Source organism: Streptomyces sp. NPDC001832 (genome assembly GCF_040297265.1).
GTDB lineage: Bacteria > Actinomycetota > Actinomycetes > Streptomycetales > Streptomycetaceae > Streptomyces.
Genome location: NZ_JBEOYU010000002.1, coordinates 172,033 through 196,854, shown reverse-complemented (window position 1 = coordinate 196,854; position 24,822 = coordinate 172,033). Strand labels below are relative to the sequence as shown.

The window sequence follows — 24,822 nt, the reverse complement described above, 5'->3', positions numbered from 1 at the left end:
CCCCGTACGAAGACGAGCCCCGCGATCAACACCACCACGGCGCCCGCCCCGGCAGCGGCCGCAATGCCGGTCCATCCTGCCCCGCCCGTACCACTGCTGTCTTCGGCACCGCGCGAATTGCCCTTCTTGTCTGCCCTCTTGGCTACGGCAGAAGCACGGTGGTGCCCGGGGCCGGCCGGCTTTTGCCGAGCTGCTCGGCGACCTCGCAGGCTGCGGCGCACGGGTGAAGGCACGGGACCACCACCGTCGTACCGCAGCTGCGGGGGGCACAGGTGTCACGGTCCCGCAACAGCACGAAGCCCCGGCCGCTCAGCGACCGGGGCCCGTAATCAGGCTGTTCTGTCTCACACACCCGAACCTGAAGGCACGGAGTCAGTCGCCTCCGTCCACAGATCCTGCTCGGCGCGATCCGCCTGGATCTGGCGGTACACGAGGAGCCCGCCGATGGCGGCCAGTGCGACCAGGAGAAGCTTCTTCACCGCGCGACCTCGTCTTTCCTTGACGTAGGGGACTTCTGCCGCCCGACTATACACACCGGCCGATATCGATCGGTGACCTACCTGCGGCCCAACTGCTGCCAGGGAGGAGAGAGCGATCACCAAAGAGCGCTCCGAGGGTCGTCCCGGCCAAAGGACCCGGCCGGGACGATCGCCCCCGCACAAGCCCGTCAAGGCCGGTTGAACCATACGAGTGGTGTTCATCTGAAGATCGGCGGATCGGTGGCGTCGGTCCACGAAATCGCGAGCCACATCCACATCATCGGGAAGGTAAGCAAACCGGACTACCCGAAAGCGAGGGGTCATGAGCACCTTCAAGGCCAAGAACATCTGGACCGCCTTCGTCACCGCCTTCTTCGCACTCCTCGCCGCACTGGGGCTCATGAACACCCCGGCGGCGGCCACGGAGTCGAGCACCACGGAGCCGACCACCACGAACCATGTGCACACGGGTGCGACCGCGGCAACCGCGACCACCCCGTCGGTGCGATGGACCCTTCCGCGTGACAGGGCGCTGCCACCCACGATGAAGCAGCGCATCCGCGCCGAGGCTCACGGCTCCTCACCCGCCACCCGGCATCTGTCCGCAGACACGACGGACGCCATGGCGGCCAGGAACACCGCCCGCGCCGCCTACGGGGCCCCGGCAGGGGACACATCCCTCCTCCCACCATGAGAGCCGCGTAACTGACGCACAGAGCCCCCGGGGCCGGTTCACGCCGACCGGGGGCTTCTTCATGCGCTCAAGCCCGGCCACGCACGCACATCCGGGAACACGCCGCACCGGCCACACGCAGAAGGTCCGGTACCTCCGAAGAGATACCGGACCTTCAACTGTCACTGTGGGGCTAACAGGATTTGAACCTGTGGCCTCATCCTTATCAGGGATGCGCTCTAACCAACTGAGCTATAGCCCCGCCGCGCTGTGCGCTGACTTCTGAAGATTAGCGCACGTCGGGGCCAGTCCCAAAATCGATACCCGGTGCCCTACTCGTCCTCGGCCAGTGTGAGCTCGATACCGCCCACAAAGCCCGCCGACAAGTTGTAGATGAAGGAGCCCAGCGTCGCCAGCGCGGTCGCCAGAACCACATCGATCACAGCGATGACCGAGGTGAAGATGAGGACCCGCGGCAGCGACAGGAACGACTGGAGATCGAAGCCGTTGTTCTCGTTCGAGCCGGTGGCCTCGCTGATCGTGCTGCCCACGGTGGAGAAGACGCCCATCGCATCCATGACCATCCACAGCACCGCGGCCGCCACCACCGTGCAGATGCCGAGCGCGATGGAGAGCAGGAAGCTGACCTTCATCACCGACCACGGGTCGGCCTTGGCCACCCGCAGGCGCGCCTTGCGGGTACGCGGAGTGGTCCGCGCCCCTGTCCGCGGCCGCCGGGCCGCCTGCGCGGCGTCGGCGCCCTGCGTACCCTGCGGCCGGCCGCCCTGCCCCTCGCCCGCGGGCGAGGGGTATGCCTGCGGCGGATGGTACGGCCCGCTCGCCTTCTCCGATGCGGGCTCGCGCTCACCCGGCAACGGCCCGGTCGCGGAACCTTCGTACTGGGGCCGAGGCCCCCGGGTGTCCGTCACAGTGCCCCCTTGGGAGTCCGTGGCAGGGCCACGGGCACCGTTCGCTCCAGCTCCGGAAGCGGCCGAACCGGCGCCCGTGGCTCCACTCACGCTCTTTACTCCTCGTGCTCATCCCCAGCCGAAGGCGGCGTGCCTTCGACATTGCCCTCAACCGTGCTCTCGACAGCTTCTGCCGTCGCGGCCTCGGCGTCCTCGGACCCCTCGACCTCTTCGGCCTCGCGGCCGGCTTCGGCGTTACGAGCGATACCGACGACGGCATCGCGCTTGCCCAGATTGATCAGTTGGACGCCCATGGTGTCACGGCCCGTCTCCCTGACTTCACTGACCCGTGTACGAATCACACCACCGCCGAGCGTGATGGCAAGGATCTCGTCCGTCTCCTCGACCACCAGCGCACCGACCAGCGAGCCTCTGTCCTCCACGATCTTGGCAGCCTTGATGCCCAGGCCGCCACGACCCTGAACTCGGTACTCGTCGACCGGAGTTCGCTTCGCGTACCCCCCATCGGTGGCAGTGAACACGAACGTACCTGGCCGGACAACATTCATCGAGAGCAGTTCGTCGCCTTCGCGGAAACTCATGCCCTTGACGCCCGAAGTGGCACGGCCCATCGGGCGCAGCGCCTCGTCCGTCGCAGTGAACCGGATCGACTGGGCCTTCTTGCTGATGAGCAGCAGATCGTCCTCCGCCGACACCAGCTCCGCACCGATCAGCTCATCGGCCGTGCCTTCGGCACCATCGGCCAACTCCCGGAGGTTGATGGCGATGACACCACCGGAACGCGGCGAATCGTAGTCCTTCAGCGCGGTCTTCTTCACGAGACCGCCCTTCGTGGCCAGGATCAGATAAGGCGCGGCCTCGTAGTCACGGATCGCCAGGATCTGGGCGATCTGCTCGTCCGGCTGGAAGGCCAGCAGGTTGGCGACATGCTGACCACGGGCGTCGCGGCCGGCGTCCGGAAGCTCGTACGCCTTCGCCCTGTACACCCGGCCCTTGTTGGTGAAGAACAGCAGCCAGTGGTGCGTCGTCGACACGAAGAAGTGGTCGACGATGTCGTCTTCCTTGAGCTTCGTACCGCGCACGCCCTTGCCGCCGCGCTTCTGCGAGCGGTAGTCGTCCGTCTTCGTACGCTTCACATAGCCGCCACGCGTGATCGTGACGACGATGTCCTCCTCGGCGATCAGGTCCTCGATGGACATGTCGCCCTCGAAGGGCACCAGCTTGGAACGCCGGTCGTCGCCGAACTTCTCGACGAGCGCGCCGAGTTCCTCACTGACGATCTGACGCTGTCGCTCCGGCGACACCAGGATCGCGTTGTACTCGTTGATCTTCGCCTGGAGCTCGTCGTGCTCGGCGGTGATCTTCTGGCGCTCCAGCGCGGCCAGCCGGCGCAGCTGCATCTCCAGGATCGCGTTCGCCTGGAGCTCGTCGATCTCCAGCAGGCCCATCAGGCCCTCACGCGCCACCTCGACCGTCTGGCTGCGCCGGATGAGGGCGATGACCTCGTCGATCGCGTCCAGCGCCTTGAGCAGACCACGCAGGATGTGCGCCCGCTCCTCGGCCTTGCGCAGACGGAACCTCGTACGCCGGACAATGACCTCGATCTGGTGCGTCACCCAGTGGCGGATGAACGCGTCGATCGAGAGGGTGCGCGGCACACCGTCGACCAGCGCCAGCATGTTGGCGCCGAAGTTGGTCTGCAGATCGGTGTGCTTGTACAGGTTGTTCAGAACGACCTTGGCGACCGCGTCCCGCTTCAGTACGACGACCAGACGCTGCCCCGTACGCGACGAGGTCTCGTCACGGACGTCCGCGATCCCGCCGACCTTGCCGTCCTTGACCAGGTCGGCGATCTTCTGCGCCAGGTTGTCGGGGTTGGTCTGGTACGGAAGCTCCGTGACGACCAGGCACTGCCGGTTCTGGACCTCCTCGACCGCGACGACCGCACGCATCGTGATCGAGCCACGGCCGGTGCGGTACGCCTCCTCGATGCCCTTGCGGCCCACGACAAGCGCACCCGTCGGGAAGTCCGGGCCCTTGATCCGCTCGATCAGAGCGTCCAGCAGCTCCTCCTGCGAGGCCTCCGGGTGCTCCAGGTACCACTGCGCACCGGCCGCGACCTCACGCAGGTTGTGCGGCGGAATGTTGGTCGCCATACCGACCGCGATACCCGCGGAGCCGTTGACCAGCAGATTCGGGAAGCGCGCCGGCAGAACCGTCGGCTCCTGGTTGCGGCCGTCGTAGTTGTCCTGGAAGTCGACGGTCTCCTCGTCGATGTCCCGGACCATCTCCATGGACAGCGGCATCATCTTGCACTCGGTGTACCGCATGGCGGCGGCCGGGTCGTTGCCCGGAGAACCGAAATTGCCGTTGGAGTCCACCAGCGGCATGCGCATCGACCACGGCTGTGCCAGTCGCACCAGTGCGTCGTAGATCGACGAGTCACCGTGCGGGTGGTACGTACCCATGACGTCACCGACGACACGGGCACACTTGTAGAAGCCCTTCTCGGGCCGGTAACCGCCGTCGTACATCGCGTACAGCACCCGGCGGTGGACGGGCTTGAGACCGTCCCGCACGTCAGGCAGCGCACGCGAGACGATCACGGACATCGCGTAGTCGAGGTAGGAGCGCTGCATCTCCGTCTCGAGCCCCACGGGCTCGACACGCATGCCCACACCGGCGGCGGATTCCTCTTCAGGTGTCACAGGGGTGTTCTCGTCGGCCATTGCTGGTCAAAGTCCTTTCGAGCGGCGGCTTACTGATACGCCGACTCAGATGTCGAGGAAGCGGACGTCCTTGGCGTTGCGCTGGATGAACGAGCGCCGCGCCTCGACGTCCTCGCCCATCAGCACCGAGAAGAGGTCGTCGGCCTGCGCCGCGTCGTCCAGCGTGACCTGGCCGAGGACCCGGTGGTCGACGTCCATCGTGGTGACGCGCAGCTCCTCGGCGTTCATCTCGCCGAGACCCTTGAAGCGCTGGATCGAGTCTTCCTTGATCCGCTTGCCGTTCTGCTTGCCCAGTTCGACCAGGGCGTCGCGCTCCCGGTCCGAGTACGCGTACTCGAAGTCGTCCCGGCCCCACTTGATCTTGTAGAGCGGTGGGCGGGAAAGGAACACGTGCCCGGCCTCGACCAGCGGACGCATGAAGCGGAAGAGGAACGTCAGCAGCAGGGTATTGATGTGCTGGCCGTCGACGTCGGCGTCCGCCATCAAGATGATCTTGTGATAGCGGAGCTTCTCGATGTCGAAGTCCTCGTGGACCCCGGTACCGAAGGCCGAGATCAGCGCCTGGACCTCGGTGTTCTGCAGGATCTTGTCGACCCGGGCCTTCTCGACGTTCAGGATCTTGCCGCGGATCGGCAGGATCGCCTGGTACATCGGGTTACGGCCGGACTTCGCCGAACCACCGGCGGAGTCGCCCTCGACGATGAAGATCTCGCACTTCGTCGGCTCGTTGGACTGGCAGTCACTCAGCTTGCCCGGCAGCGAGGCACTCTCCAGAAGCCCCTTGCGACGGGTCAGATCACGCGCCTTGCGGGCCGCGACACGGGCCGTGGCCGCCGCGATCCCCTTGCGGATGATGTCGGCCGCCTCATTGGGATTGCGGTCGAACCAGTCCGTGAGCTGCTCGTGGACGACCTTCTGGACGAAGGTCTTCGCCTCCGTGTTGCCCAGCTTGGTCTTCGTCTGGCCCTCGAACTGCGGCTCGCCCAGCTTCACCGAGATGATCGCCGTCAGACCCTCGCGGATGTCGTCACCCGTGAGGTTGTCGTCCTTCTCGCGCAGCAGCTTCTTCTCGCGCGCGTACTTGTTGACCAGCGTGGTCAACGCGGCGCGGAAGCCTTCCTCGTGCGTACCGCCCTCATGCGTGTGGATCGTGTTGGCGAAGGAGTACACGCCCTCGCTGTACTGCGTGTTCCACTGCATCGCGATCTCGGCCGAGAGAAGGCGCTCCTTGTCCTCGGCCTCGATGTCGATCACCGACTGGTGAATGACATCGCCCTTGCGGGAGTTGAGGTACTTCACGAAGTCGACGATGCCGCCCTCGTAGTGGTACGTGACCGTGCGGGCCTGCTGCTCCTCGGCGGCCTCGGCCACCTCGGCGACGTCCGCGCCCAGCGTCGCCTTCGCCGACTCGCGCTCGTCGGTGAGCTTGATCGTCAGGCCCTTGTTGAGGAACGCCATCTCCTGGAAGCGGCGCGACAGGGTCTCGAAGGAGTACTCGGTCGTCTCGAAGATGTCCCCGTCGGCCCAGAAGGTGACGGACGTGCCCGTCTCGTCGGTGGCCTCGTTGCGGGCCAGCGGAGCGGTGGGCACACCGAGCTTGTAGTCCTGGGTCCAGCGGTAACCGTCCGTCCGGACCTCGACCGAGACCCGCGACGACAGCGCGTTGACCACGGAGACACCGACACCGTGCAGACCGCCGGAGACGGCGTAGCCGCCGCCGCCGAACTTGCCGCCGGCGTGCAGCACCGTCAGCACGACCTCGACCGCGGGCTTCTTCTCCGACGGCACGATGCCGACCGGGATGCCTCGGCCGTTGTCGATCACACGGACCCCGCCGTCGGGGAGGATCGTGACGTCGATCGTGTCCGCATGCCCGGCCATCGCCTCGTCGACCGAGTTGTCCACGACCTCTTGTACGAGGTGGTGGAGGCCGCGCTCACCGGTGGAACCGATGTACATGCCAGGTCGCTTGCGGACTGCGTCCAGGCCCTCGAGGACGGTGATCGCGCTGGCGTCGTACGAGGCTGTGGCCTCGCCGGACACCGATGCCTCGCCCGAAGCGTTCAGCTCGCCGCTCTCACCAGGTGTGGATGGAATGTTCTCGTTGGGGTTGCCGGAATCGGCCACGAAGCGCCCTCTCTGGCACAAGCACAGGCCGTTCTCCGGACAGGTCGGGAGCGGCTGCGTCGTTCGGCTTGTATCGACGACTCCCGCGAAGATGCGGGATTGGACACCAGTCTACCGGTAGCGCCGACACGAATGGGGGTTTGCGGGCACCTGAGTACGCATGTGCCGCCCTGAATGAGCGCCTGACGACTCCCCATATTCAGGAAGGGCCCCCAAGAGGCTCACGCGGGCATTGAGCGCTTCGGCCTGTCAACCTCCCGCTACCGTGAGGGACGCCCCGCTCTCCCCGCATGATTTAAATCACTAAATACCGACACAATATGGACACGGCGGACAGTGCCGCCGAGGGAACAACACAGGGCCAGGACTGAATCCGAAACACAGGACCGCACACGCGGAAGTAGGAAGAAGGCCAGCTCAGAGGCCTCAGAGGCTGTCGGGTGGCCTCTCAGCCGTACGTATCGCCAGGACCGATGCTCCCCGGCGCCCGCAGCGGACCGAACCTGCGCTGGGGACCCCCCGGCCCCAACACTTTGATCAGCCGCACCGTGCCATGCCCCAGCTCCGCGTTCAGCCGGGCCACCAGTTGGGGCGCCAGCAACCGCAGCTGCGTCGCCCACGCCGTCGAATCGCACTGCACCGTCAGCACCCGCTCGTCCGGATCCTCGTCATACCGCAACGGCACACAGTGATTGGCCAGATTTTCACCGACGATCTGAGGCCAGCGCCCCATCACCCCGCCCACCGCCGCAGGCGTCTCCCAGCCGCGCTCAGTGATCAGACGATTGATCGCAGCACCCAGCGGCAACGGATCACGCCCATCCGCCCGCGCCCCCGAACGCAGCCCACCACCCCGCCTGGCCTGCTTCTTCTGCTGCGCCGCAGCACCACGCGCCCGCGCCTGCTCCTTGGCCGCACGCAATGCCACCCGCGCCAGATCGACACCCGACGGCTCTGGCTGCATGCCTTCCACCGGCCGCACCTGCGGCTGCTCCGCAGAAGCCCCGGACGCCTCACCACGGCCGCTCACAGCCGCTCCACCTCACCCGCGGACACCGCATACCGCGTCCCCGTCAGCACACCCGGAACATCGTCGTCCACCGCAGCCGTCACCAGCACCTGCTCGCCCGGAGCCACCAACTCCGCCAACCGCTCACGACGACGCGCATCCAGCTCGGCAAAGACATCGTCCAGCACCAGCACCGGCTCATTGCCCTCGCTGCGCAGCAAATCGTACGAAGCCAGCCGCAGCGCCAACGCATACGACCAGGACTCACCATGGCTCGCGTACCCCTTGGCCGGCATCCCACGCAACCCCAGCAACAGATCATCACGGTGCGGACCGACCAACGTCACACCCCGCTCGATCTCCTGCTTACGCACATCCACCAGGGCCGCGATCAGCTGCTCGTACAGCTCCTCACGCGTACGCGCCGAATCCGCACCCGCACCGACCGAACTCCGGTACTCCAACGCCACCGGACCACCGCCCGGCGCCACATCCCCATAAGCCTTGTCAGCCAGCGGCTGCAACGCAGCGATCAGATCCAGCCGCTGCGCCAGCAGCTCCGCCCCCACTCGGCCCAGATGCTGGTCCCACACATCGAGCGTGGACAGATCCATCGACCGGCCACCGTGCCTGCGCGCCATCGCCGCCGACTTCAGCAGGGTGTTGCGCTGCTTCAGCACCCGCTCGTAGTCCGAACGCACCCCCGCCATCCGCGGCGAACGCGCTGTGATCAGCTCGTCGAGAAAACGCCGACGCTCCCCGGGGTCTCCCTTGACCAGCGCCAGATCCTCCGGCGCGAACAGCACCGTACGTATGATTCCCAGCACATCACGCGGCCTGACCTGCGACGATCTACTGATCCGGGCCCGATTGGCCTTGCCCGGATTGAGCTCCAGCTCGACCAGCTGCGAACGCTCGCCCTGCGTCACGGCAGCCCGGATGACAGCCCGGTCCGCGCCCATCCGCACCAGCGGCGCATCGGAGGAGACCCGATGGCTGCCGAGCGTCGCAAGGTAGCCGACGGCCTCCACCAGATTCGTCTTGCCCTGGCCGTTGGCCCCCACGAAAGCGGTGACGCCCGGATCAAGAGGTACCTCGACCCGGGCGTACGAGCGGAAGTCGGCCAGCGAGAGATGCGTGACATGCATGGGTGTGCGCCGACCTTCCCGGCTTCCGGCTCCGTGCTCCGTAGTTACGGGTCGGGCGCCTTGGCCCGGCCCGCTCCTCGTTGCGGCTACTTCTTGTTCTCGACCGCGTGGCCACCGAACTGGTTGCGCAGCGCGGCGATCATCTTCATCTGCGGGGAGTCGTCCTGCCGCGAGGCGAAACGCGCGAAGAGCGACGCCGTGATCGCGGGCAGCGGCACCGCGTTGTCGATCGCGGCCTCCACCGTCCAGCGGCCCTCACCGGAGTCGGCGGCGAAACCACGGAGCTTGTCGAGGTGCTCGTCGTCGTCCAGCGCGTTGACCGCCAGGTCGAGCAGCCAGGAACGGATGACCGTGCCCTCCTGCCAGGAGCGGAAGACCTCGCGCACATCGGTGACGGAGTCGACCTTCTCCAGCAGCTCCCAGCCCTCGGCGTAGGCCTGCATCATGGCGTACTCGATGCCGTTGTGGACCATCTTCGCGAAGTGGCCGGCGCCGACCTTGCCCGCGTGGACGGAACCGAAGTCGCCCTCCGGCTTCAGCGCGTCGAAGACCGGCTGGACCTTCGCCACGTTCTCGGCGTCGCCGCCGTACATCAGGGCGTAGCCGTTCTCCAGACCCCAGACGCCGCCGGAGACCCCGCAGTCCACGAAGCCGATGCCCTTGATGCCCAGCTCGACCGCGTGCTTCTCGTCGTCCGTCCAGCGGGAGTTTCCGCCGTCCACGACGATGTCACCGGGCGAGAGGAGCCCGGCCAACTCGTCGATGGTGGCCTGGGTCGGGGCGCCGGCAGGGACCATCACCCAGACGACCCGGGGGCCCTTCAGCTTGCCCACAAGCTCTTCGAGGCTGTGGACATCGGAGACGTCCGGGTTGCGGTCGTAACCGATGACGGTGTGGCCTGCGCGGCGGATGCGTTCGCGCATGTTGCCGCCCATCTTGCCGAGGCCGACGAGACCGAGCTCCATCAGAGATTCCTTAAGCGTTGTGCCGATTCGTACCCAAGACCGAGCCTACGCCCGGCCGGGAACAGCACGACGGGCATGCTCGGCGCTGAGCGTGCCCGTCGGGAGCTGCCGTTGCAGGGCCGATGGCCGGATCAGCCGGAGAGGCGGACCGGCATGATCAGGTACTTGTACGCGTCATCCGCCTCGGCATCCACGGCCGGACGGCCACTGAGCAGCGCAGGCTTGGTGGACGTCGTGAACGAGAGCTGGGCGACCGGGGAATCGATCGCGCTCAGCCCGTCCAGCAGGAAGGTCGGGTTGAAGGCGATCGAGATGTCGTCGCCCTCAAGCACCGCGTCGACCCGCTCCACAGCCTGTGCATCGTCGCTGGAACCCGCCTCCAGGATCAGCACACCCTGCTCGAAGCTGAGCCGCACCGGAGTGTTCCGCTCGGCGACGAGAGCCACACGCTTGACAGCCTCGACGAACGGAGCGGTCTCGATGACCGCGACCGAATTGAACTCGGTGGGAAACAGCGTCCGGTACTTCGGCAGATCGCCTTCGAGCAGTCGCGTGGTCGTACGCCGGCCCGCGCCCTCGAAACCGATCAGGCCCTCACCGGCACCCGAGCCGGACAGCGCCAGAGTCACTGTGTCACCGGTGGTCAGAGCCTTGGCGGTGTCCAGCAGCGTCTTGGCGGGCACCAGGGCGACAGCCGAGGCATCCGGGTTCTCCGGCTTCCAGAGGAACTCACGGACCGCGAAGCGGTAGCGGTCGGTGGAGGCCAGGGTGACGGTCTCGCCCTCGATCTCGATCCGCACACCGGTCAGGACCGGCAGCGTGTCGTCACGGCCTGCGGCGATGGCGACCTGGGCGGCGGCTGAGGCGAAGACCTCACCCGAGACCGTGCCGGTCGCGGTCGGCATCTCCGGCAGCGCCGGGTATTCCTCCACAGGAAGGGTGTGGAGTGTGAATCGCGAGGAGCCGCAGACCACGGTGGCCCGCACACCGTCTGTGGAGATCTCCACCGGGCGGTTGGGAAGGGCGCGGCAGATGTCGGCGAGCAGCCGGCCGGAGACCAGCACCGTGCCGTCCTCCTCGACCTCGGCATCCACCGAGACCCGGGCCGAGACCTCGTAGTCGAAGCTGGAGAGGCTGAGGGCGCCGTCCTCAGCCTTCAGCAGCAGGCCCGCAAGAACGGGCGCCGGCGGACGGGCCGGGAGACTACGGGCCACCCAGGCCACAGCCTCCGCGAGTACATCGCGCTCCACCCGGATCTTCACCGGAACCGCCTCCTGCTGTTGCTCGCTCGCCCTGCTGGCCTTCGTCGTCTGATCGGGTCTCCCGCCAATGGCAGCAGGAGGACGCCGGGGACCAGTCTGACGTACGGCACCGACACTCGGTGCTGCTCGGGGTCAAGTCGCGACAAGAGGTTCGGAGAGCTCCGGCCCCGAGTTGTGCACAGGCCCCACTTCGAAGCGGATTCCGGGCTAACTCTAGGTGGCAGTAGTAGTAGGGCCTGTGGAAACCGTGGATAACGTCGTTTTCGCAGGTCAGACCCAGTTTTTTGTCCACCGACCCTGTGGGTGGCACCGGTGGACAACCCGGCGCTTCTGTGGACACACGAAAGTTTTGCACACCCGATGCACAGGACAGGGGGGTTTCTCCCCAGGGCTGTCCCCAGCTTTACCCAGGTTCCCCACAGCCCAACCGGACCTCGTGGTGTGACGCCTTTCACTCGGCGCAGTGAAAGGCTGTGTTGCGTTGCCGAACAGTGGACAGAGGTGTGGAGAAGCCTGACGAAGCTGGGGACAACACGGCCCGGGCTGTGGGCCGACGGTGGACAACATCGTCGGCTCCCTGTGGGCGAACATTTTGTCCACAGGCTGTGGATTGTTGTTGACCACAAATCCCCAGGCCCTTGACCTGGCCTGATGGAGTATCGGCAGTCACCCCTGTGGAAGCAATATGGACAACTTCCCGATCCCCAGGCTGTGGAGGGGAAAATCTTCCCAGATCTGTGGAGAAGTGACGGCTGACGCCGGGTATTCGAACACCGCGACTGCATCGGAGCCTCGGAGAGCGGGGTCGGAGGGGACTTCCGAGGCTCCGGGAGGGCTCGGGAAGAGCGCCGGGATGCCTTCGAGAGGGTTCCGCGGCGTCACCGGGAGGCTCCGGGGGACGCCTTCTGGAAAGGCTTCGGGCAAACCTTGGACAACGAAGAAGGGCGCCTGGGAACCCTGCGAGGGTTCCCAGGCGCCCTTTCGACGCGTACAGAGCGTGTGCCGGTGGTCCGTCAGCCGTTCTTGATGCGGTTGGTGAGCTCGGTGACCTGGTTGTAGATGGAGCGTCGTTCCGCCATCAGCGCGCGGATCTTCCGGTCCGCGTGCATCACCGTCGTATGGTCGCGGCCACCGAACTGCGCACCGATCTTCGGCAGCGAGAGATCGGTCAGCTCCCGGCAGAGGTACATGGCGATCTGGCGGGCCGTCACCAGCACGCGGCTGCGCGAGGTTCCGCAGAGATCGTCGACCGCCAGACCGAAGTAGTCCGCAGTCGCCGCCATGATGGCCGTCGCCGTGATCTCCGGAGCCGAGTCCTCACCACCCGGGATCAGATCCTTCAGCACATGCTCGGTCAGCCCGAGGTCCACCGGCTGGCGGTTGAGACTGGCGAAGGCCGTGACCCGGATCAGCGCCCCCTCCAGCTCCCTGATGTTCCGGGAGATGCGGGACGCGATGAACTCCAGTACCTCCGGCGGGGCGTTGAGCTGCTCCTGCACCGCCTTCTTACGGAGGATCGCGATCCGCGTCTCCAGTTCTGGTGGCTGCACATCGGTGGTCAGACCCCACTCGAAACGGTTCCGCAACCGGTCCTCCAGGGTCACCAACTGCTTGGGTGGCCGGTCCGAGGACAGCACGATCTGCTTGTTGGCGTTGTGGAGCGTATTGAAGGTGTGGAAGAACTCCTCCTGTGTCGACTCCTTGCTCGCCAGGAACTGGATGTCGTCGACCAGCAGGATGTCCACATCGCGGTAGCGCTTGCGGAAGGTGTCGCCCTTGCCGTCGCGGATGGAGTTGATGAACTCGTTGGTGAACTCCTCGGAGCTCACGTACCGCACCCGGGTGCCCGGGTAGAGACTGCGGGCGTAGTGCCCGATGGCGTGCAGCAGGTGGGTCTTGCCGAGTCCGGACTCCCCATAGACGAAGAGCGGGTTGTACGCCTTGGCGGGTGCTTCGGCAACGGCGACCGCTGCGGCGTGCGCGAATCGGTTGGATGCACCGATGACGAAGGTGTCGAACAGGTACTTCGGATTCAGCCGGGCAGCCGGCTCGCCGGGGCCCGGCGAGGAAGCGGGCTGTGCGCCCATCGGCCCGGTGGCGCCGCCGGGCCGTCCGGTGCCGGCCCCGCCAGGGCGGTGCTGGGGCTGGGTGTCCTGCATGTCGTGGCGCTCGGGGCGCTGCTGCTCGTAACTCTGGTGCTCGGGCGACTGCGACCTGTAGTCGTGCTGCGGCAACTGAGGGCGGCCGCCTGCGTACGGCTCGCGCCACTGCTCCGCCGAGGTGTCGCGGTCCTGGAATCCGCCGAGCCGGGGCTGCTGCCAGGAGAGGTCCTCCTGGGTGCGCGGCCACGCACCGGGGTCCGGGCGCTGCTGCTGGTAGTCGGGGTAGGCCGGCCGGGCGGTCGGCATGCCGTCGTCGGAGGGTCGGTGTCCGTATCCGTCGTACGCGTCGTTGTGCTGACGCTCATCGTGCTGCGGTCCCTGGTAGCGGTGCTGCTGATGCTGCTGGGACTGGTGCATCGGAGGCGCGGGTGGGCTCGGAGGTTCGCCCGCGGAATCGTCGACGGTGATCGCGATGCGGATCGGGCGGCCGCATTCGCGGCTCAGCGTCTCGCTGATGAGCGGCGCGAGCCGGCCTTCCAGGACTCGCTTGCCCCATTCATTGGGGACGGCGAGCAGTGCCGTGTCGGCGACCAGCGCGAGCGGCTGGCAGCGCTCGACCCACTGCTTGTCCTTCGGCTCGATGCCCTGCTGGCCCTCCTCGAGCAGTTGCTCCAGTACTCGCGGCCACACTGCGGCAAGATCGGCAGGTACATCAGCCACAAGGCACGCTCTCTCGCTGGTCCCACGAATGTGTGGTTCTCGGGACGGGGTGGGTCGGGATGGGTGAGGACCGGCAGGCAGGAAGAAAAAGAACCGGAGTCGAGCCACGGTAGTCAGGCCGACCCGCGTGGTTCAAGTCGTTGTCCACAGGCTGTGCACGGCGGGGGTGCTCTGGAGTCGGTTTGACCGGATGGCGTAGCCGCGCGTACCGTGACCAGGTCGAGTTGTCGATGGCTGCTGCCGCCTGCCTCCGATGGGCAAAGATCACGATCTGTGATTGTGAAGCGGTGCACTAGAGCGTTTACGCGAGTCTCTCGTGGGCGCACGGTGACAGCCAGGCGATGTCCCGCCAACACACGAGTCATTTCTGGAGCCCCCGAGTGAGCAAGCGCACCTTCCAGCCGAACAACCGTCGTCGCGCGAAGACCCACGGCTTCCGGCTGCGTATGCGCACCCGTGCCGGCCGCGCGATCCTCGCGTCCCGCCGTGGCAAGGGTCGCGCCAACCTGTCCGCCTGATCGCTTACAGGTCATGACGTGCTGCCTACCGAGAATCGGCTGAGGCGGCGCGAGGACTTCGCGACCGCAGTACGTCGAGGACGCCGGGCCGGTCGCCCGCTACTCGTTGTTCATCTACGCAGCGGTGCAACGGACCCGCACGTGACTGGGGAGAACGCTCCCCCGCCGCGTGCGGGTTTCGTTGTCAGCAAAGCTGTGGGTGGAGCGGTTGTGCGCACAGCGGTGAAGCGCAGGCTTCGCCATCTGGTCCGCGCGCGGCTGGCCCTGCTGCCCCCCGGTAGCCTGGTTGTCGTACGAGCGCTGCCCGGAGCGGGCGACGCCGATCATCAACAGCTGGCCCGAGACCTGGACGCCGCTCTGCAGCGGCTGCTGGGAGGGGGCGCGCGATGAAGTACCCGCTGCTAGCTCTTATCAAGCTGTATCAGTGGACGATCAGCCCACTTCTCGGGCCTGTCTGCCGTTACTACCCGTCGTGTTCCCACTATGGATATACGGCGATCGACCGCCACGGAGCGATCAAGGGAACTGCGCTGACGGCCTGGCGCATCCTGCGGTGCAATCCGTGGTCACCCGGCGGCGTGGACCACGTTCCACCACGTAAACGTCCGCGTTGGCACGAACTGTTGCGTAATGCCATGCGCGGCAGCAAGGGCGGGGACTCCGCCGCTGATGTGCCTCCCGGGGGGGCGGTTTCCGAACCTCCGAGCCCGGCCGCAGAGACTTCGCCCAATGCTCAAGGAGCCTGATTAGTGGACGCGATTGCCAGTCTGTTCAGCATTATCACCTGGCCTGTTTCATGGATCATCGTCCAGTTCCACAGTTTGTACGGAGCGATCTTCGGCGATGACACGGGCTGGGCCTGGGGCCTGTCCATCGTGTCCCTGGTGGTCCTGATCCGGATCTGCCTGATCCCGCTTTTCGTCAAGCAGATCAAGTCGACCCGGAACATGCAGGTGCTCCAGCCGAAGATGAAGGCGATCCAGGAGCGCTACAAGAGCGACAAGCAGCGTCAGTCCGAAGAGATGATGAAGCTGTACAAGGAGACGGGCACCAACCCGCTCTCCTCGTGCCTTCCCATCCTGGCGCAGTCGCCGTTCTTCTTCGCCTTGTATCACGTGCTCTCGGCCATCGCCTCGGGCCAGACGATCGGTGTCATCGATCAGGCGCTGCTCGACAGCGCCCGTCAGGCACACATCTTCGGTGCTCCGCTCGCTGCCAAGTTCGTGGACACCGAAGCGAAGGTCGAGGCACTCGGCGCCTCGCTGACCGACGTGCGGATCGTCACCGCGGTCATGATCGTGATGATGTCGGCGTCGCAGTTCTTCACTCAGCGCCAGCTGATGACGAAGAACGTCGACCTGACGGTCAAGACGCCGTTCATGCAGCAGCAGAAGATGCTGATGTACATCTTCCCGGTGATGTTCGCCGTCATGGGTGTCAACTTCCCCGTCGGTGTCCTCGTCTACTGGCTGACCACCAACGTCTGGACCATGGGTCAGCAGATGTACGTGATCAACCAGAACCCGACCCCTGGCAGCAAGGCGCAGGACCAGTACCTGGGACGTCTGCTGAAGAGCGTCGCTGCTCACGGTGAGATTCGGGGCAGGACCAGGCGCAATATGGTCAAGCGGATCGTGTCCAAGGGCCCGGATCGCAATGACATCGAGCGGAAGTTCATCACGGGACTGGCCAAGCTGGGCTTCGCCGCCCAGGAGGACGGCACGGTGATCAAGAGCGACACGGCTCTTGCCGAGTCCGAGGGCGGAGCGCAGCGGCGTCAACAGCCCAAGCGTCAGACCAAGGCCCAGCGTCAGACCGGTGCAGCCCAGCAGACGGGAGCCAAGGGCACCGACTCCACCGAGTCGGGTTCCAAGGCCTCTCTGCAGAAGCAGGGCACATCGCAGGACGATAAGCCCAAGCCGGCGAGTAAGCCCGCGTCCGGCTCCTCACGCCAAGCCAAGTCCGGACAGCGCAAGGGCCCGCAGCGGCCCAAGCACCCGTCCAAGAAGTAAGAAGGAGTCCATCCGTGACGGAAGGCACCACCTCCACGGCCGCTGAGGGCAGCGACACCTTGACCCGCCTTGAGCAGGAGGGCGAAATCGCAGCAGACTACCTCGAGGGCCTGCTCGACATCGCAGATCTCGACGGCGACATCGACATGGACGTCGAGGCGGACCGGGCCGCGGTCTCGATCATTAGCGACTCGGCACGTGATCTGCAGAAGCTCGTGGGCCGCGACGGTGAGGTGCTGGAGGCGCTTCAGGAGCTGACGCGGCTTGCTGTGCACCGGGAGACCGGTGACCGCAGTCGGCTGATGCTGGACATCGCAGGCTTCCGGGCCAAGAAGCGGGCTGAGCTCGCCGAGCTGGGCGCCAAGGCCGCGAACGAGGTCAAGAGCACCGGTGAGCCGGTGAAGCTGGACCCGATGACGCCGTTCGAACGCAAGGTTGTGCACGATGCGGTCGCGGCCGCTGGTCTGCGCAGCGAGTCCGAAGGCGAGGAGCCGCAGCGCTTCGTCGTCGTTCTCCCGGCCTGACCGGACCCTTGTTCTGTCGGCCCCGTCTGTTCGCAGGCGGGGCCGATCCTTATCAGCCTGATAGTCAGCCACCCACAGCGCGATAGTGCGGTATGGAAGGACGGTTCCCGTGACGGCGGAAGTGGAGCTTCCCCAGGCCCCCGAAGGGGCGCGGGCAGTTTTCGGCGAGTTCTTCCCGGAGGCTGTCCGGTACGCGGAACTACTGGCGGATGCCGGGGTGAAACGGGGGCTGATCGGCCCGCGTGAGGTGCCGCGGCTGTGGGAGCGGCATCTGCTGAACTGTGCGGTGCTCTCCGAGGTCGTGCCTGAAGGCGTCACAGTCTGCGATGTGGGCTCCGGCGCGGGCCTTCCCGGTATCCCGCTGGCGCTGGTGCGGCCAGATCTCAAGATCACCTTGCTGGAGCCCCTGCTTCGGCGGACGAATTTCCTCCAGGAAGTCGTCGAACTGTTGGGCCTGGAGCACGTGACGGTGGTGCGTGGTCGGGCCGAGGAGGTTCTTGGGACGCTTCAGCCGGTTCACGTTGTGACGGCTCGGGCCGTGGCACCGCTCGACCGGCTGGCCGGCTGGGGGGTTCCGCTGCTACGTCCGTACGGAGAGATGCTGGCGCTCAAGGGGGACACGGCCGAGGAGGAGATTGTCGGCGCGCGTGCGGCCTTGAGCAAGCTCGGTGTGGTGGAGACCGAGGTGTTGCACGTCGGAGAGGGCATTGTTGATCCGATGTCCACGGTGGTGCGTGTGGTGGTCGGGGAGAGTCCGGGCGGTGTGAGGTTCGCGGCCAAGAGAGCCAAGGCCGCGAGGACGAGCCGTACGAGGCGTCGCCGCTGACACGTCCGCCGCGCTGCGAAATCGACCGTTACATGTGGTTCGCATCACCTGTCGGTGATGCTCCCGACAAGCAGCCATACATGCCCCATGCGGAGTGTCGTGCCCCTGTAGCTAGGCTGCAGGGGCATCGTGTTTCACGTGAAACGTCGCTCTCTGTTGCATGGGATCATCAGCCGCGGTCGCGCGGCTGCCGCGCCGCGGCATCGCAGGCCCGTTGGGGCTATGGAGTTGTCCACAGAAGTGGATTCATCCACAGAAGAGCGGGCCTCGCTGGTTCACGACACCGAAAGCATGGCAGGCTCTGCTCATTGCGAGTCTGAAGTCGAGGAGAGTGAATCCTTGCGGTCCGACGCCAACACCGCGGGACCGATGACCGAACCGGTCCCCGGTCCCCGAACCGAATCGGCGAGGGACGGTGTTTCACGTGAAACACCGCCGCCGATGGATGACACACCCATCGGTCGCGCGGCCCAGCTGGCGGTCGAGGCCCTGGGCCGCGCAGGCGACGGCATGCCCCGGCCTGACCGGACGCGCGTCATGGTGGTGGCCAACCAGAAGGGAGGGGTGGGCAAGACGACCACGACGGTCAACCTTGCCGCCTCGCTGGCGCTTCACGGCGCACGTGTTCTGGTGGTCGACCTTGACCCGCAGGGGAACGCCTCTACGGCTCTGGGGATTGATCACCATGCGGAAGTCCCCTCCATCTATGACGTCCTGGTGGAGAGCAGGCCGCTCTCCGAGGTGGTTCAGCCCGTCCCGGATGTCGAAGGGCTCTTCTGCGCCCCCGCCACCATCGATCTCGCCGGGGCGGAGATCGAGCTGGTGTCGCTGGTGGCGCGGGAGAGTCGACTACAGCGGGCGATCCAGGCGTATGAGCAGCCGTTGGACTACATCCTGATCGACTGCCCGCCTTCGCTTGGCCTGCTGACCGTCAATGCCATGGTCGCCGGTGCCGAGGTGCTGATCCCTATTCAGTGTGAGTACTACGCGCTGGAAGGGTTGGGGCAGTTGCTGCGCAATGTGGACCTGGTGCGCGGGCATCTCAATCCCGGTCTTCATGTGTCGACGATTCTGCTCACCATGTACGACGGCAGGACCAGGCTCGCTTCGCAGGTTGCGGAGGAGGTGCGCAGTCACTTCGGCAAGGAGGTGCTGCGGACGAGTATTCCGCGTTCGGTGCGGATTTCGGAGGCACCGAGCTATGGGCAGACTGTGCTGACTTACGACCCGGGTTCGAGTGGGTCGCTGTCATACCTAGAAGCGGCGCGTGAGATCGCCCTGCGGGGTGTCGGAGTGCAGTACGAGGCCCAGCATGCCCACACGGGCAATGGGAACAGCCAGCAGAGCATTTCGGAGGGGATCCAGTGAGTGAGCGTCGAAGAGGGTTGGGGCGTGGGCTAGGTGCCCTGATCCCCGCCGCTCCGCAGGAGAAGCAGGTGCCGCACCCGGGCTCGGCCTCTCCTGGGGCGGGTCCTGTTATGACGACAGAGCGGGGTGTGGCTGCTGCGAAGGTGGCCACTCTTGCGTCCGCTCCGGTTGTGCCGGAGCCGAGTGCGCGGGTTTCGGAGCCCGAAGCAGCTGCAGAATCTGCGGGAGCCGCAGGAGCGTACTTTGCCGAGGTTCTTCTCGGCTCCATCACCCCGAATCCTCGCCAGCCCCGTGAGGTGTTCGATGAGGACGCGCTTGCCGAGTTGGTGACGTCCATCAAGGAGGTGGGTCTTCTCCAGCCCGTTGTGGTGCGGAAGGCGGGGCCCGAGCGCTATGAGCTCATTATGGGTGAGCGGCGCTGGAGGGCCTGCCGTGAGGCGGGGCTGGAGCGGATCCCGGCCATCGTCCGGGCCACGGACGACGAGAAGCTTCTCTTGGACGCGCTGCTGGAAAACCTTCACCGGGCTCAGCTGAACCCGTTGGAGGAGGCAGCCGCGTACGACCAGCTGCTCAAGGACTTCAAGTGCACGCATGACCAGCTGGCCGACCGGATCGGGCGTTCCCGCCCGCAGGTGTCCAACACGCTGCGACTGCTGAGGCTGTCGCCTCCGGTGCAGCGGAGGGTCGCGGCCGGTGTGCTGTCGGCCGGTCATGCGCGGGCGCTGCTGTCTGTGGACGACTCGGAGGAGCAGGACAGGCTGGCACATCGCATTGTGGCCGAGGGGCTGTCGGTGCGTGCGGTCGAAGAGATTGTGACCCTCATGGGCTCCGGGCCCACGAGCGCTGCCAAGGCCAAGGGGCCGCGGGCCGGCGGCCGGGTGTCGCCTGCGCTGTCCGATCTTGCTTCCCGGCTCTCGGACCGCTTCGAGACCAGGGTGAAGGTCGACCTCGGACAGAAGAAGGGAAAGATCGTCGTCGAGTTCGCGTCGATGGAGGATCTGGACCGCATTCTCGGCAGCCTGGCACCGGGCGAGTCGCGTGTTCTGGATCGGGGCCCCTCTCAGGACCCTGCCGAGGGTGACGAGGACTGACCTCTGCCCGATGGGCTGGGGGCGGGCTGTGTTCCGATGGATACCGGAACACGGTCCGCCCTTTGCTTTCTCTCGGTGTCGGCTTCAGCTCTGGGTGGATACGATGCGTTCTGGTATGGCACATCCGGCTTGAGCCACCTCAGCGGAGGGAGGGCCATGCGATCGGTGAGCCGCAGCCGACTGGTGACAGTGGGGCTCGGCCCAGGGGCTGTCGGAGGGTTCGTCGGCAGCCTGCTCCCTGAACGGAGTGCACTGACTGTCGCAGGTGATGCGGCGGGCGAAGGAAGCGAGGAACAGCCTTCATGGGGCGTCGGCTCGTACCGCTCACACTGGACAACCTTTCCGATCTCCCCAGGCGTTGCCGCTCGTGTGTCTTCTGGGAGCTTGACCCGGTCAGCGGGGAAGCTGCAGTAAAGGCGGGAACACCCGAGCTGGAGAAAGAGGCATGGATCTCGGCCGTTCTGCTGGAGTGGGGATCGTGCGGCCGCGTTGTCTATGTCGACGATGTGCCGGCGGGGTTCGTTCTCTATGCACCGCCTGCCTACGTACCGCGCTCGACGGCTTTTCCGACGAGCCCCGTCTCCCCTGATGCCGTGCAGTTGATGACTGCCTGGATCGTGCCGGGATATCAGGGGCAGGGGCTGGGCCGGGTCATGGTGCAGACCGTCGCCAAAGACCTGCTGCGTCGGGGATGCAGGGCGATTGAGGCTTTCGGCGACGCCCGATGGAAGGAGCCTGCCTGTGTGCTTCCCGCGGATCATCTCCTTGCTGTCGGCTTCAAGACCGTACGGCCGCATCCCGTTCATCCGCGGCTGAGACTAGAACTGCGTTCGACGCTCTCCTGGAAGGAGGACGTCGAGCTGGCACTGGACCGGTTGCTGGGTGCCGTCCAGAAGGAGCCGGCGCTGCGGCCGCTGTGATCCGAGAGTCCACGACAACGTGAAACGGGTCCATCCCCCGGGGGATGGACCCGTTTCACGTGAAACAGCGGACCACGGTCCTACTCGCCGATGAAGCCTTCGAGGTCGCGGAGAATCGCGGCCTTCGGCTTGGCGCCGACGATGGTCTTGGCGACCTCGCCGCCCTGGTAGACGTTCAGGGTTGGGATGGACATGACGCCGTACCTGGCGGCCGTGGCCGGGTTCTCGTCGATGTTGAGCTTCACGATCTCGATCTGGTCGCCGTGCTCAGCAGCGATGGCCTCCAGGGACGGCGCGATCTGGCGGCACGGACCGCACCACGCGGCCCAGAAGTCCACCAGCACAGGCTTGTCGCTCTTCAGGACGACCTCGTCGAAGGAGTCGTCGGTCACGTTCTTCAGGGCGCCGGCCACGGCGGCCTCCTTAACTTCTTGGGGTGTGGGGTAAAAGGCGTGGATCAGACGGTGGCCGCTGCGGCCTTCTCGTCGTCGGCGAGCGCAGCGAGGAAGCGCTCGGCGTCGAGAGCGGCCGCGCAGCCCGTGCCAGCAGCGGTGATGGCCTGCCGGTAAGTGTGGTCGACGACGTCACCGGCGCCGAAAACACCGGTCAGGTTGGTGCGCGTCGAGGGAGCTTCGACCATGAGGTAGCCCTCTTCGTCAAGGTCGAGCTGGCCCTTGAAGAGCTCGGTGCGCGGGTCGTGGCCCACTGCGATGAACAAGCCGGTCACCGCGAGCTCGGACATCTCGCCGGTCTTGGTGTTCCGAAGGGTCAGGCCGGACAGCTTCTGCTCGCCGTGCACTCCGGCAACCTCACTGTCCCAGGCGAACTTGATCTTCGGGTCCGCGAACGCTCGGTCCTGCATGGCCTTGGAGGCACGCAGCGAGTCGCGGCGATGGACGACGGTGACCGACTTCGCGAAGCGGGAGAGGAAGGTTGCCTCCTCCATCGCCGTGTCGCCGCCGCCGACCACGGCGATGTCCTGGTCCTTGAAGAAGAAGCCGTCACAGGTGGCGCACCAGGAGACGCCGCGTCCGGAGAGGGCATCCTCGTTGGGCAGGCCGAGCTTGCGGTGCTGTGAGCCGGTCGTCACGATGACGGCCTTGGCGCGGTGCACTGTGCCAGCCGTGTCGGTGACCGTCTTGACGTCTCCGGTGAGGTCCACGGAGACGACATCGTCCGGCACGAGCTCGGCGCCGAAGCGTTCGGCCTGGGCGCGCATGTTGTCCATGAGCTCCGGGCCCATGATCCCGTCCTGGAAGCCCGGGAAGTTCTCCACGTCGGTGGTGTTCATCAGCGCACCGCCCGCGGTGACGGCGCCCTCGAACACCAGCGGCTTCAGCGAGGCGCGTGCGGTGTAAAGGGCGGCGGTGTAGCCCGCGGGGCCGGAGCCGATGATGATCACATTACGGACGTCGCTCACGGGTCTCTTCCTCGTCTCTGCAGACTGCCTACTGTCCACGCCTACTGGGGTCGGTTCAACGACTCTCACCCCACCCAACGGATCCTACGGGGGATGCATTCCCGACGTGCCGAGGCGGCGTCCGGCGCGACTCTCAGGGGCGTGCGTAGGCGTGGGTCAGCAGTAGCTTCCCCTTGGCGGTGGGACCTTGCCGGATGCAGGCCGCGTCGACGACATACGCCTGGACGCGGGTCGGGTCGGAGGAGTGGGGCAGTACGACGAGGAAGGCATCCGAGCCTTCGTAGGTGCCTTCCTCCATGGCGAGGGCCGCAGTCTTCCGCCCGATGCCCTGCTTCACGCAGCTCGGGACAGACACGACGGGTGCGCGCAATGGCGTTTGAGATGACTCGGACGCGAGAGAGTCGCTCTTGGGCGTCGATTGCGCTTCGACGGATGGCGCCTGCTTCTCAGCGCCGACAGCGTCTGAACCCGATCGCTTCGTGCCGGCACTCAGAAGGAGCGTTTGCACCCGGCCTTCTAGCGTGGACTCCGAGAAGGCTGCGGCGTCTTTTGCCGCTGAGCTGGAGCCGTGGTCCGACGCCTTGAGGGCGGCGTCCTCCTGGGACGGCTGGACGTTCTGCAGCACGAAGACGCTCACACCGACCACGGCTGCACCGAGAGCGGCGCCGAGTACGGCTGTGCGGCGGCGCCGCCGGACCGGTCGGCGGCCGGGGCCGGTGGTCGCCCTGGGATGCCCTGCGGGGCGGTTCGAGGAACTGGGCTCTGAGTCCGGCTTCTGTGCCGGGGGCAGTTCTGTTTCACGTGAAACATGCGCCGATTCAGCGGGCGCCGTGGTGCTGAGGGCTTCGGCGGCGAGCGCGGCGTCGATGCGGCCTGCGACGTCATCGGGCATGTGCCGTGGCGCGGGCACAGTGCCGAGCAGCTCGCGGATCTCCATGAGTGAGGCGTGGACATCGCCGCAGAGTTCGCAGTCATCCACGTGGCTGCGTACCTCTGCTGCACGTGATGGCGGGAGCAGCCCTTCTGTGAGGTCGGAGATCTCCGAGACATCCGGGTGCTGGGTCGTGTGGTTCGTTGACGTCATGTGCGCCCACCTCCGCCCTTCACTGCAGCAGCATCGCTTGTCCCCGCATCCCTCGGCCCTGATGGGGGTGGGACGGATGCGCGTGGTGTCCGGTTCCTTCCCACGCTGGGTTCACCGGCTTCTGTGCCCTTGCTGCGGAGGTGGGTGAGCAGAGGGGCCAGCCTGGCTCTGCCTCGTGCACAGCGGCTCTTCACGGTGCCTGTCGGCACACCGAGGATGCGGGCCGCCTCGGCCACGGGGTAGCCCTGCATGTCCACGAGGACAAGTGCGGCACGTTGCTCGGCAGGCAGCGTGGCGAGTGCGGCCAGGAGCTCGCGGTGCAGGTCTCGACGCTCCGCCGGTGCCTCCGCGGACTCGTGCGGCTCAAGGAGCTGCTCTAACCGTTCGGTGTCGTCGATCGGTGAGGTCTTGCGGGTGGCCGCCTTGCGGACCCGGTCGAGGCAGGCATTGACCGTGATGCGGTGCAGCCATGTGGTGACGGCGGACTGACCGCGGAAGGTGTGGGCGGCCCGGAAGGCGGAGACCAAGGCATCCTGGACGGCGTCGGCGGCTTCCTCGCGGTCCCCCAGGGTCCGGAATGCCACGGCCCACAGCCGGTCGCGGTGGCGCCGTACGAGCTCGCCAAAGGCGTCGGGATCCCCAGCGACGTGGCGGGATATGAGAGAAGTGTCTGTAGATCTGGAATCAACAAACTCATTATCCATATATATCCCCCTAATCTGCGCTCAGGCGACACGCGTGTGCCGTCAATTGAGGCCCCCCTCTGGTCGACATAGCTTCAGAGTATCGCTAAGGGCTGTCCCGTAATCCCTGACGGGCGCGCGACGACAGCTACGGCACCTCGCCGCGTTGTCGGAATGTTCGCATACGTCCAATATGTGGACGTCCCTCCGCCTTGCGATGCACCGCATCTGAC

General features: G+C 66.2%; 23 protein-coding genes and 1 tRNA gene. 10 read left to right on the top strand and 14 right to left on the bottom strand.

The annotated features are described in order from the left end of the window. Positions 1–344: 344 nt before the first annotated feature. Positions 345–479, bottom strand: a complete 135-nt coding sequence (locus tag ABT115_RS03155) for a DLW-39 family protein (RefSeq protein WP_208809277.1) — start codon at positions 477–479, stop codon at positions 345–347. A gap of 322 nt (positions 480–801) precedes the next feature. Between ABT115_RS03155 and ABT115_RS03150 the strand changes: the two genes are divergently transcribed. Further along, a complete protein-coding gene (locus ABT115_RS03150) occupies positions 802–1,173 on the top strand; it encodes a DUF6344 domain-containing protein (protein WP_351783428.1) in 372 nt (123 codons plus the stop codon). A 167-nt stretch (positions 1,174–1,340) separates the two neighbouring features. Here ABT115_RS03150 and ABT115_RS03145 read toward each other — a convergent pair. The 9 genes from ABT115_RS03145 to dnaA form a co-directional block, all read right to left on the bottom strand. After that, positions 1,341–1,414: transfer RNA gene (locus ABT115_RS03145), tRNA-Ile, on the bottom strand. A 70-nt stretch (positions 1,415–1,484) separates the two neighbouring features. Next, on the bottom strand, positions 1,485–2,081 hold the full coding sequence (locus ABT115_RS03140) for a DUF3566 domain-containing protein (protein ID WP_351783426.1): 597 nt from the start codon (positions 2,079–2,081) through the stop codon (positions 1,485–1,487). 95 nt (positions 2,082–2,176) lie between these two features. Next, positions 2,177–4,810, bottom strand: a complete 2,634-nt coding sequence (gyrA, locus tag ABT115_RS03135) for a DNA gyrase subunit A (protein WP_351783423.1) — start codon at positions 4,808–4,810, stop codon at positions 2,177–2,179. Positions 4,811–4,855: 45 nt separating this feature from the next. Next, positions 4,856–6,937 carry a DNA topoisomerase (ATP-hydrolyzing) subunit B gene (gene gyrB, locus ABT115_RS03130; RefSeq protein ID WP_351783421.1) on the bottom strand — a complete coding sequence of 694 codons (2,082 nt, stop codon included), beginning with the start codon at positions 6,935–6,937 and terminating at the stop codon, positions 4,856–4,858. 448 nt (positions 6,938–7,385) lie between these two features. After that, positions 7,386–7,967: a DciA family protein gene (locus ABT115_RS03125; RefSeq protein WP_502969015.1), complete on the bottom strand. Its 582-nt coding sequence runs from the start codon at positions 7,965–7,967 to the stop codon at positions 7,386–7,388. Continuing rightward, the gene (recF, locus tag ABT115_RS03120; RefSeq protein ID WP_351783419.1) at positions 7,964–9,094 is read right to left on the bottom strand and encodes a DNA replication/repair protein RecF; all 1,131 of its coding nucleotides are present in this window, start codon (positions 9,092–9,094) and stop codon (positions 7,964–7,966) included. The genes ABT115_RS03125 and recF overlap by 4 nt, the downstream gene beginning before the upstream one ends. Positions 9,095–9,180: 86 nt before the next feature. Further along, positions 9,181–10,059 (bottom strand): phosphogluconate dehydrogenase (NAD(+)-dependent, decarboxylating), encoded by an 879-nt coding sequence (gnd, locus tag ABT115_RS03115; protein WP_093895043.1) that lies wholly within the window; start codon positions 10,057–10,059, stop codon positions 9,181–9,183. A 131-nt stretch (positions 10,060–10,190) separates the two neighbouring features. After that, entirely contained in the window at positions 10,191–11,321 is a 1,131-nt protein-coding gene (gene dnaN / locus ABT115_RS03110; RefSeq protein WP_351783417.1) for a DNA polymerase III subunit beta, read from the bottom strand. 1,013 nt (positions 11,322–12,334) lie between these two features. Next, complete coding sequence (gene dnaA, locus ABT115_RS03105) at positions 12,335–14,143, bottom strand: chromosomal replication initiator protein DnaA (protein WP_351783415.1); 1,809 nt, start codon at positions 14,141–14,143, stop codon at positions 12,335–12,337. 380 nt (positions 14,144–14,523) lie between these two features. Here dnaA and rpmH point away from each other — a divergent pair, with 380 nt between their 5' ends. The 9 genes from rpmH (at position 14,524) to ABT115_RS03060 (ending at position 21,402) form a co-directional block, all read left to right on the top strand. Further along, entirely contained in the window at positions 14,524–14,661 is a 138-nt protein-coding gene (gene rpmH / locus ABT115_RS03100) for a 50S ribosomal protein L34 (protein WP_030930485.1), read from the top strand. Between the two features lie 18 nt (positions 14,662–14,679). Next, positions 14,680–15,051, top strand: coding sequence for a ribonuclease P protein component (gene rnpA / locus ABT115_RS03095; RefSeq protein ID WP_351783412.1), 372 nt, complete (start codon positions 14,680–14,682; stop codon positions 15,049–15,051). Continuing rightward, entirely contained in the window at positions 15,048–15,407 is a 360-nt protein-coding gene (yidD, locus tag ABT115_RS03090) for a membrane protein insertion efficiency factor YidD (protein WP_351783410.1), read from the top strand. The genes rnpA and yidD overlap by 4 nt, the downstream gene beginning before the upstream one ends. A 3-nt stretch (positions 15,408–15,410) precedes the next feature. Continuing rightward, a complete protein-coding gene (gene yidC, locus ABT115_RS03085; protein WP_351783408.1) occupies positions 15,411–16,673 on the top strand; it encodes a membrane protein insertase YidC in 1,263 nt (420 codons plus the stop codon). A gap of 14 nt (positions 16,674–16,687) precedes the next feature. Then, on the top strand, positions 16,688–17,197 hold the full coding sequence (locus ABT115_RS03080) for a Jag family protein (protein ID WP_351783406.1): 510 nt from the start codon (positions 16,688–16,690) through the stop codon (positions 17,195–17,197). Positions 17,198–17,306: 109 nt separating this feature from the next. Then, positions 17,307–18,023, top strand: a complete 717-nt coding sequence (gene rsmG / locus ABT115_RS03075) for a 16S rRNA (guanine(527)-N(7))-methyltransferase RsmG (protein ID WP_351783404.1) — start codon at positions 17,307–17,309, stop codon at positions 18,021–18,023. A 291-nt stretch (positions 18,024–18,314) separates the two neighbouring features. Continuing rightward, on the top strand, positions 18,315–19,391 hold the full coding sequence (locus ABT115_RS03070) for a ParA family protein (protein WP_351783609.1): 1,077 nt from the start codon (positions 18,315–18,317) through the stop codon (positions 19,389–19,391). Next, positions 19,388–20,482 carry a ParB/RepB/Spo0J family partition protein gene (locus ABT115_RS03065; protein WP_351783402.1) on the top strand — a complete coding sequence of 365 codons (1,095 nt, stop codon included), beginning with the start codon at positions 19,388–19,390 and terminating at the stop codon, positions 20,480–20,482. The genes ABT115_RS03070 and ABT115_RS03065 overlap by 4 nt, the downstream gene beginning before the upstream one ends. A gap of 302 nt (positions 20,483–20,784) precedes the next feature. After that, complete coding sequence (locus ABT115_RS03060) at positions 20,785–21,402, top strand: GNAT family N-acetyltransferase (protein ID WP_351783400.1); 618 nt, start codon at positions 20,785–20,787, stop codon at positions 21,400–21,402. An 80-nt stretch (positions 21,403–21,482) separates the two neighbouring features. Here ABT115_RS03060 and trxA read toward each other — a convergent pair whose 3' ends face one another. The 4 genes from trxA to sigM all read right to left on the bottom strand — a co-directional run bounded on the left by trxA (position 21,483) and on the right by sigM (position 24,610). Beyond that, positions 21,483–21,815: a thioredoxin gene (gene trxA / locus ABT115_RS03055; RefSeq protein ID WP_351783398.1), complete on the bottom strand. Its 333-nt coding sequence runs from the start codon at positions 21,813–21,815 to the stop codon at positions 21,483–21,485. 44 nt (positions 21,816–21,859) lie between these two features. Next, the gene (gene trxB / locus ABT115_RS03050) at positions 21,860–22,822 is read right to left on the bottom strand and encodes a thioredoxin-disulfide reductase (RefSeq protein ID WP_351783396.1); all 963 of its coding nucleotides are present in this window, start codon (positions 22,820–22,822) and stop codon (positions 21,860–21,862) included. Positions 22,823–22,955: 133 nt separating this feature from the next. Next, positions 22,956–23,906 carry an anti-sigma factor family protein gene (locus tag ABT115_RS03045; protein WP_351783394.1) on the bottom strand — a complete coding sequence of 317 codons (951 nt, stop codon included), beginning with the start codon at positions 23,904–23,906 and terminating at the stop codon, positions 22,956–22,958. Further along, positions 23,903–24,610: an RNA polymerase sigma factor SigM gene (gene sigM / locus ABT115_RS03040; protein WP_351783392.1), complete on the bottom strand. Its 708-nt coding sequence runs from the start codon at positions 24,608–24,610 to the stop codon at positions 23,903–23,905. The genes ABT115_RS03045 and sigM overlap by 4 nt, the downstream gene beginning before the upstream one ends. Positions 24,611–24,822 lie beyond the last annotated feature (212 nt).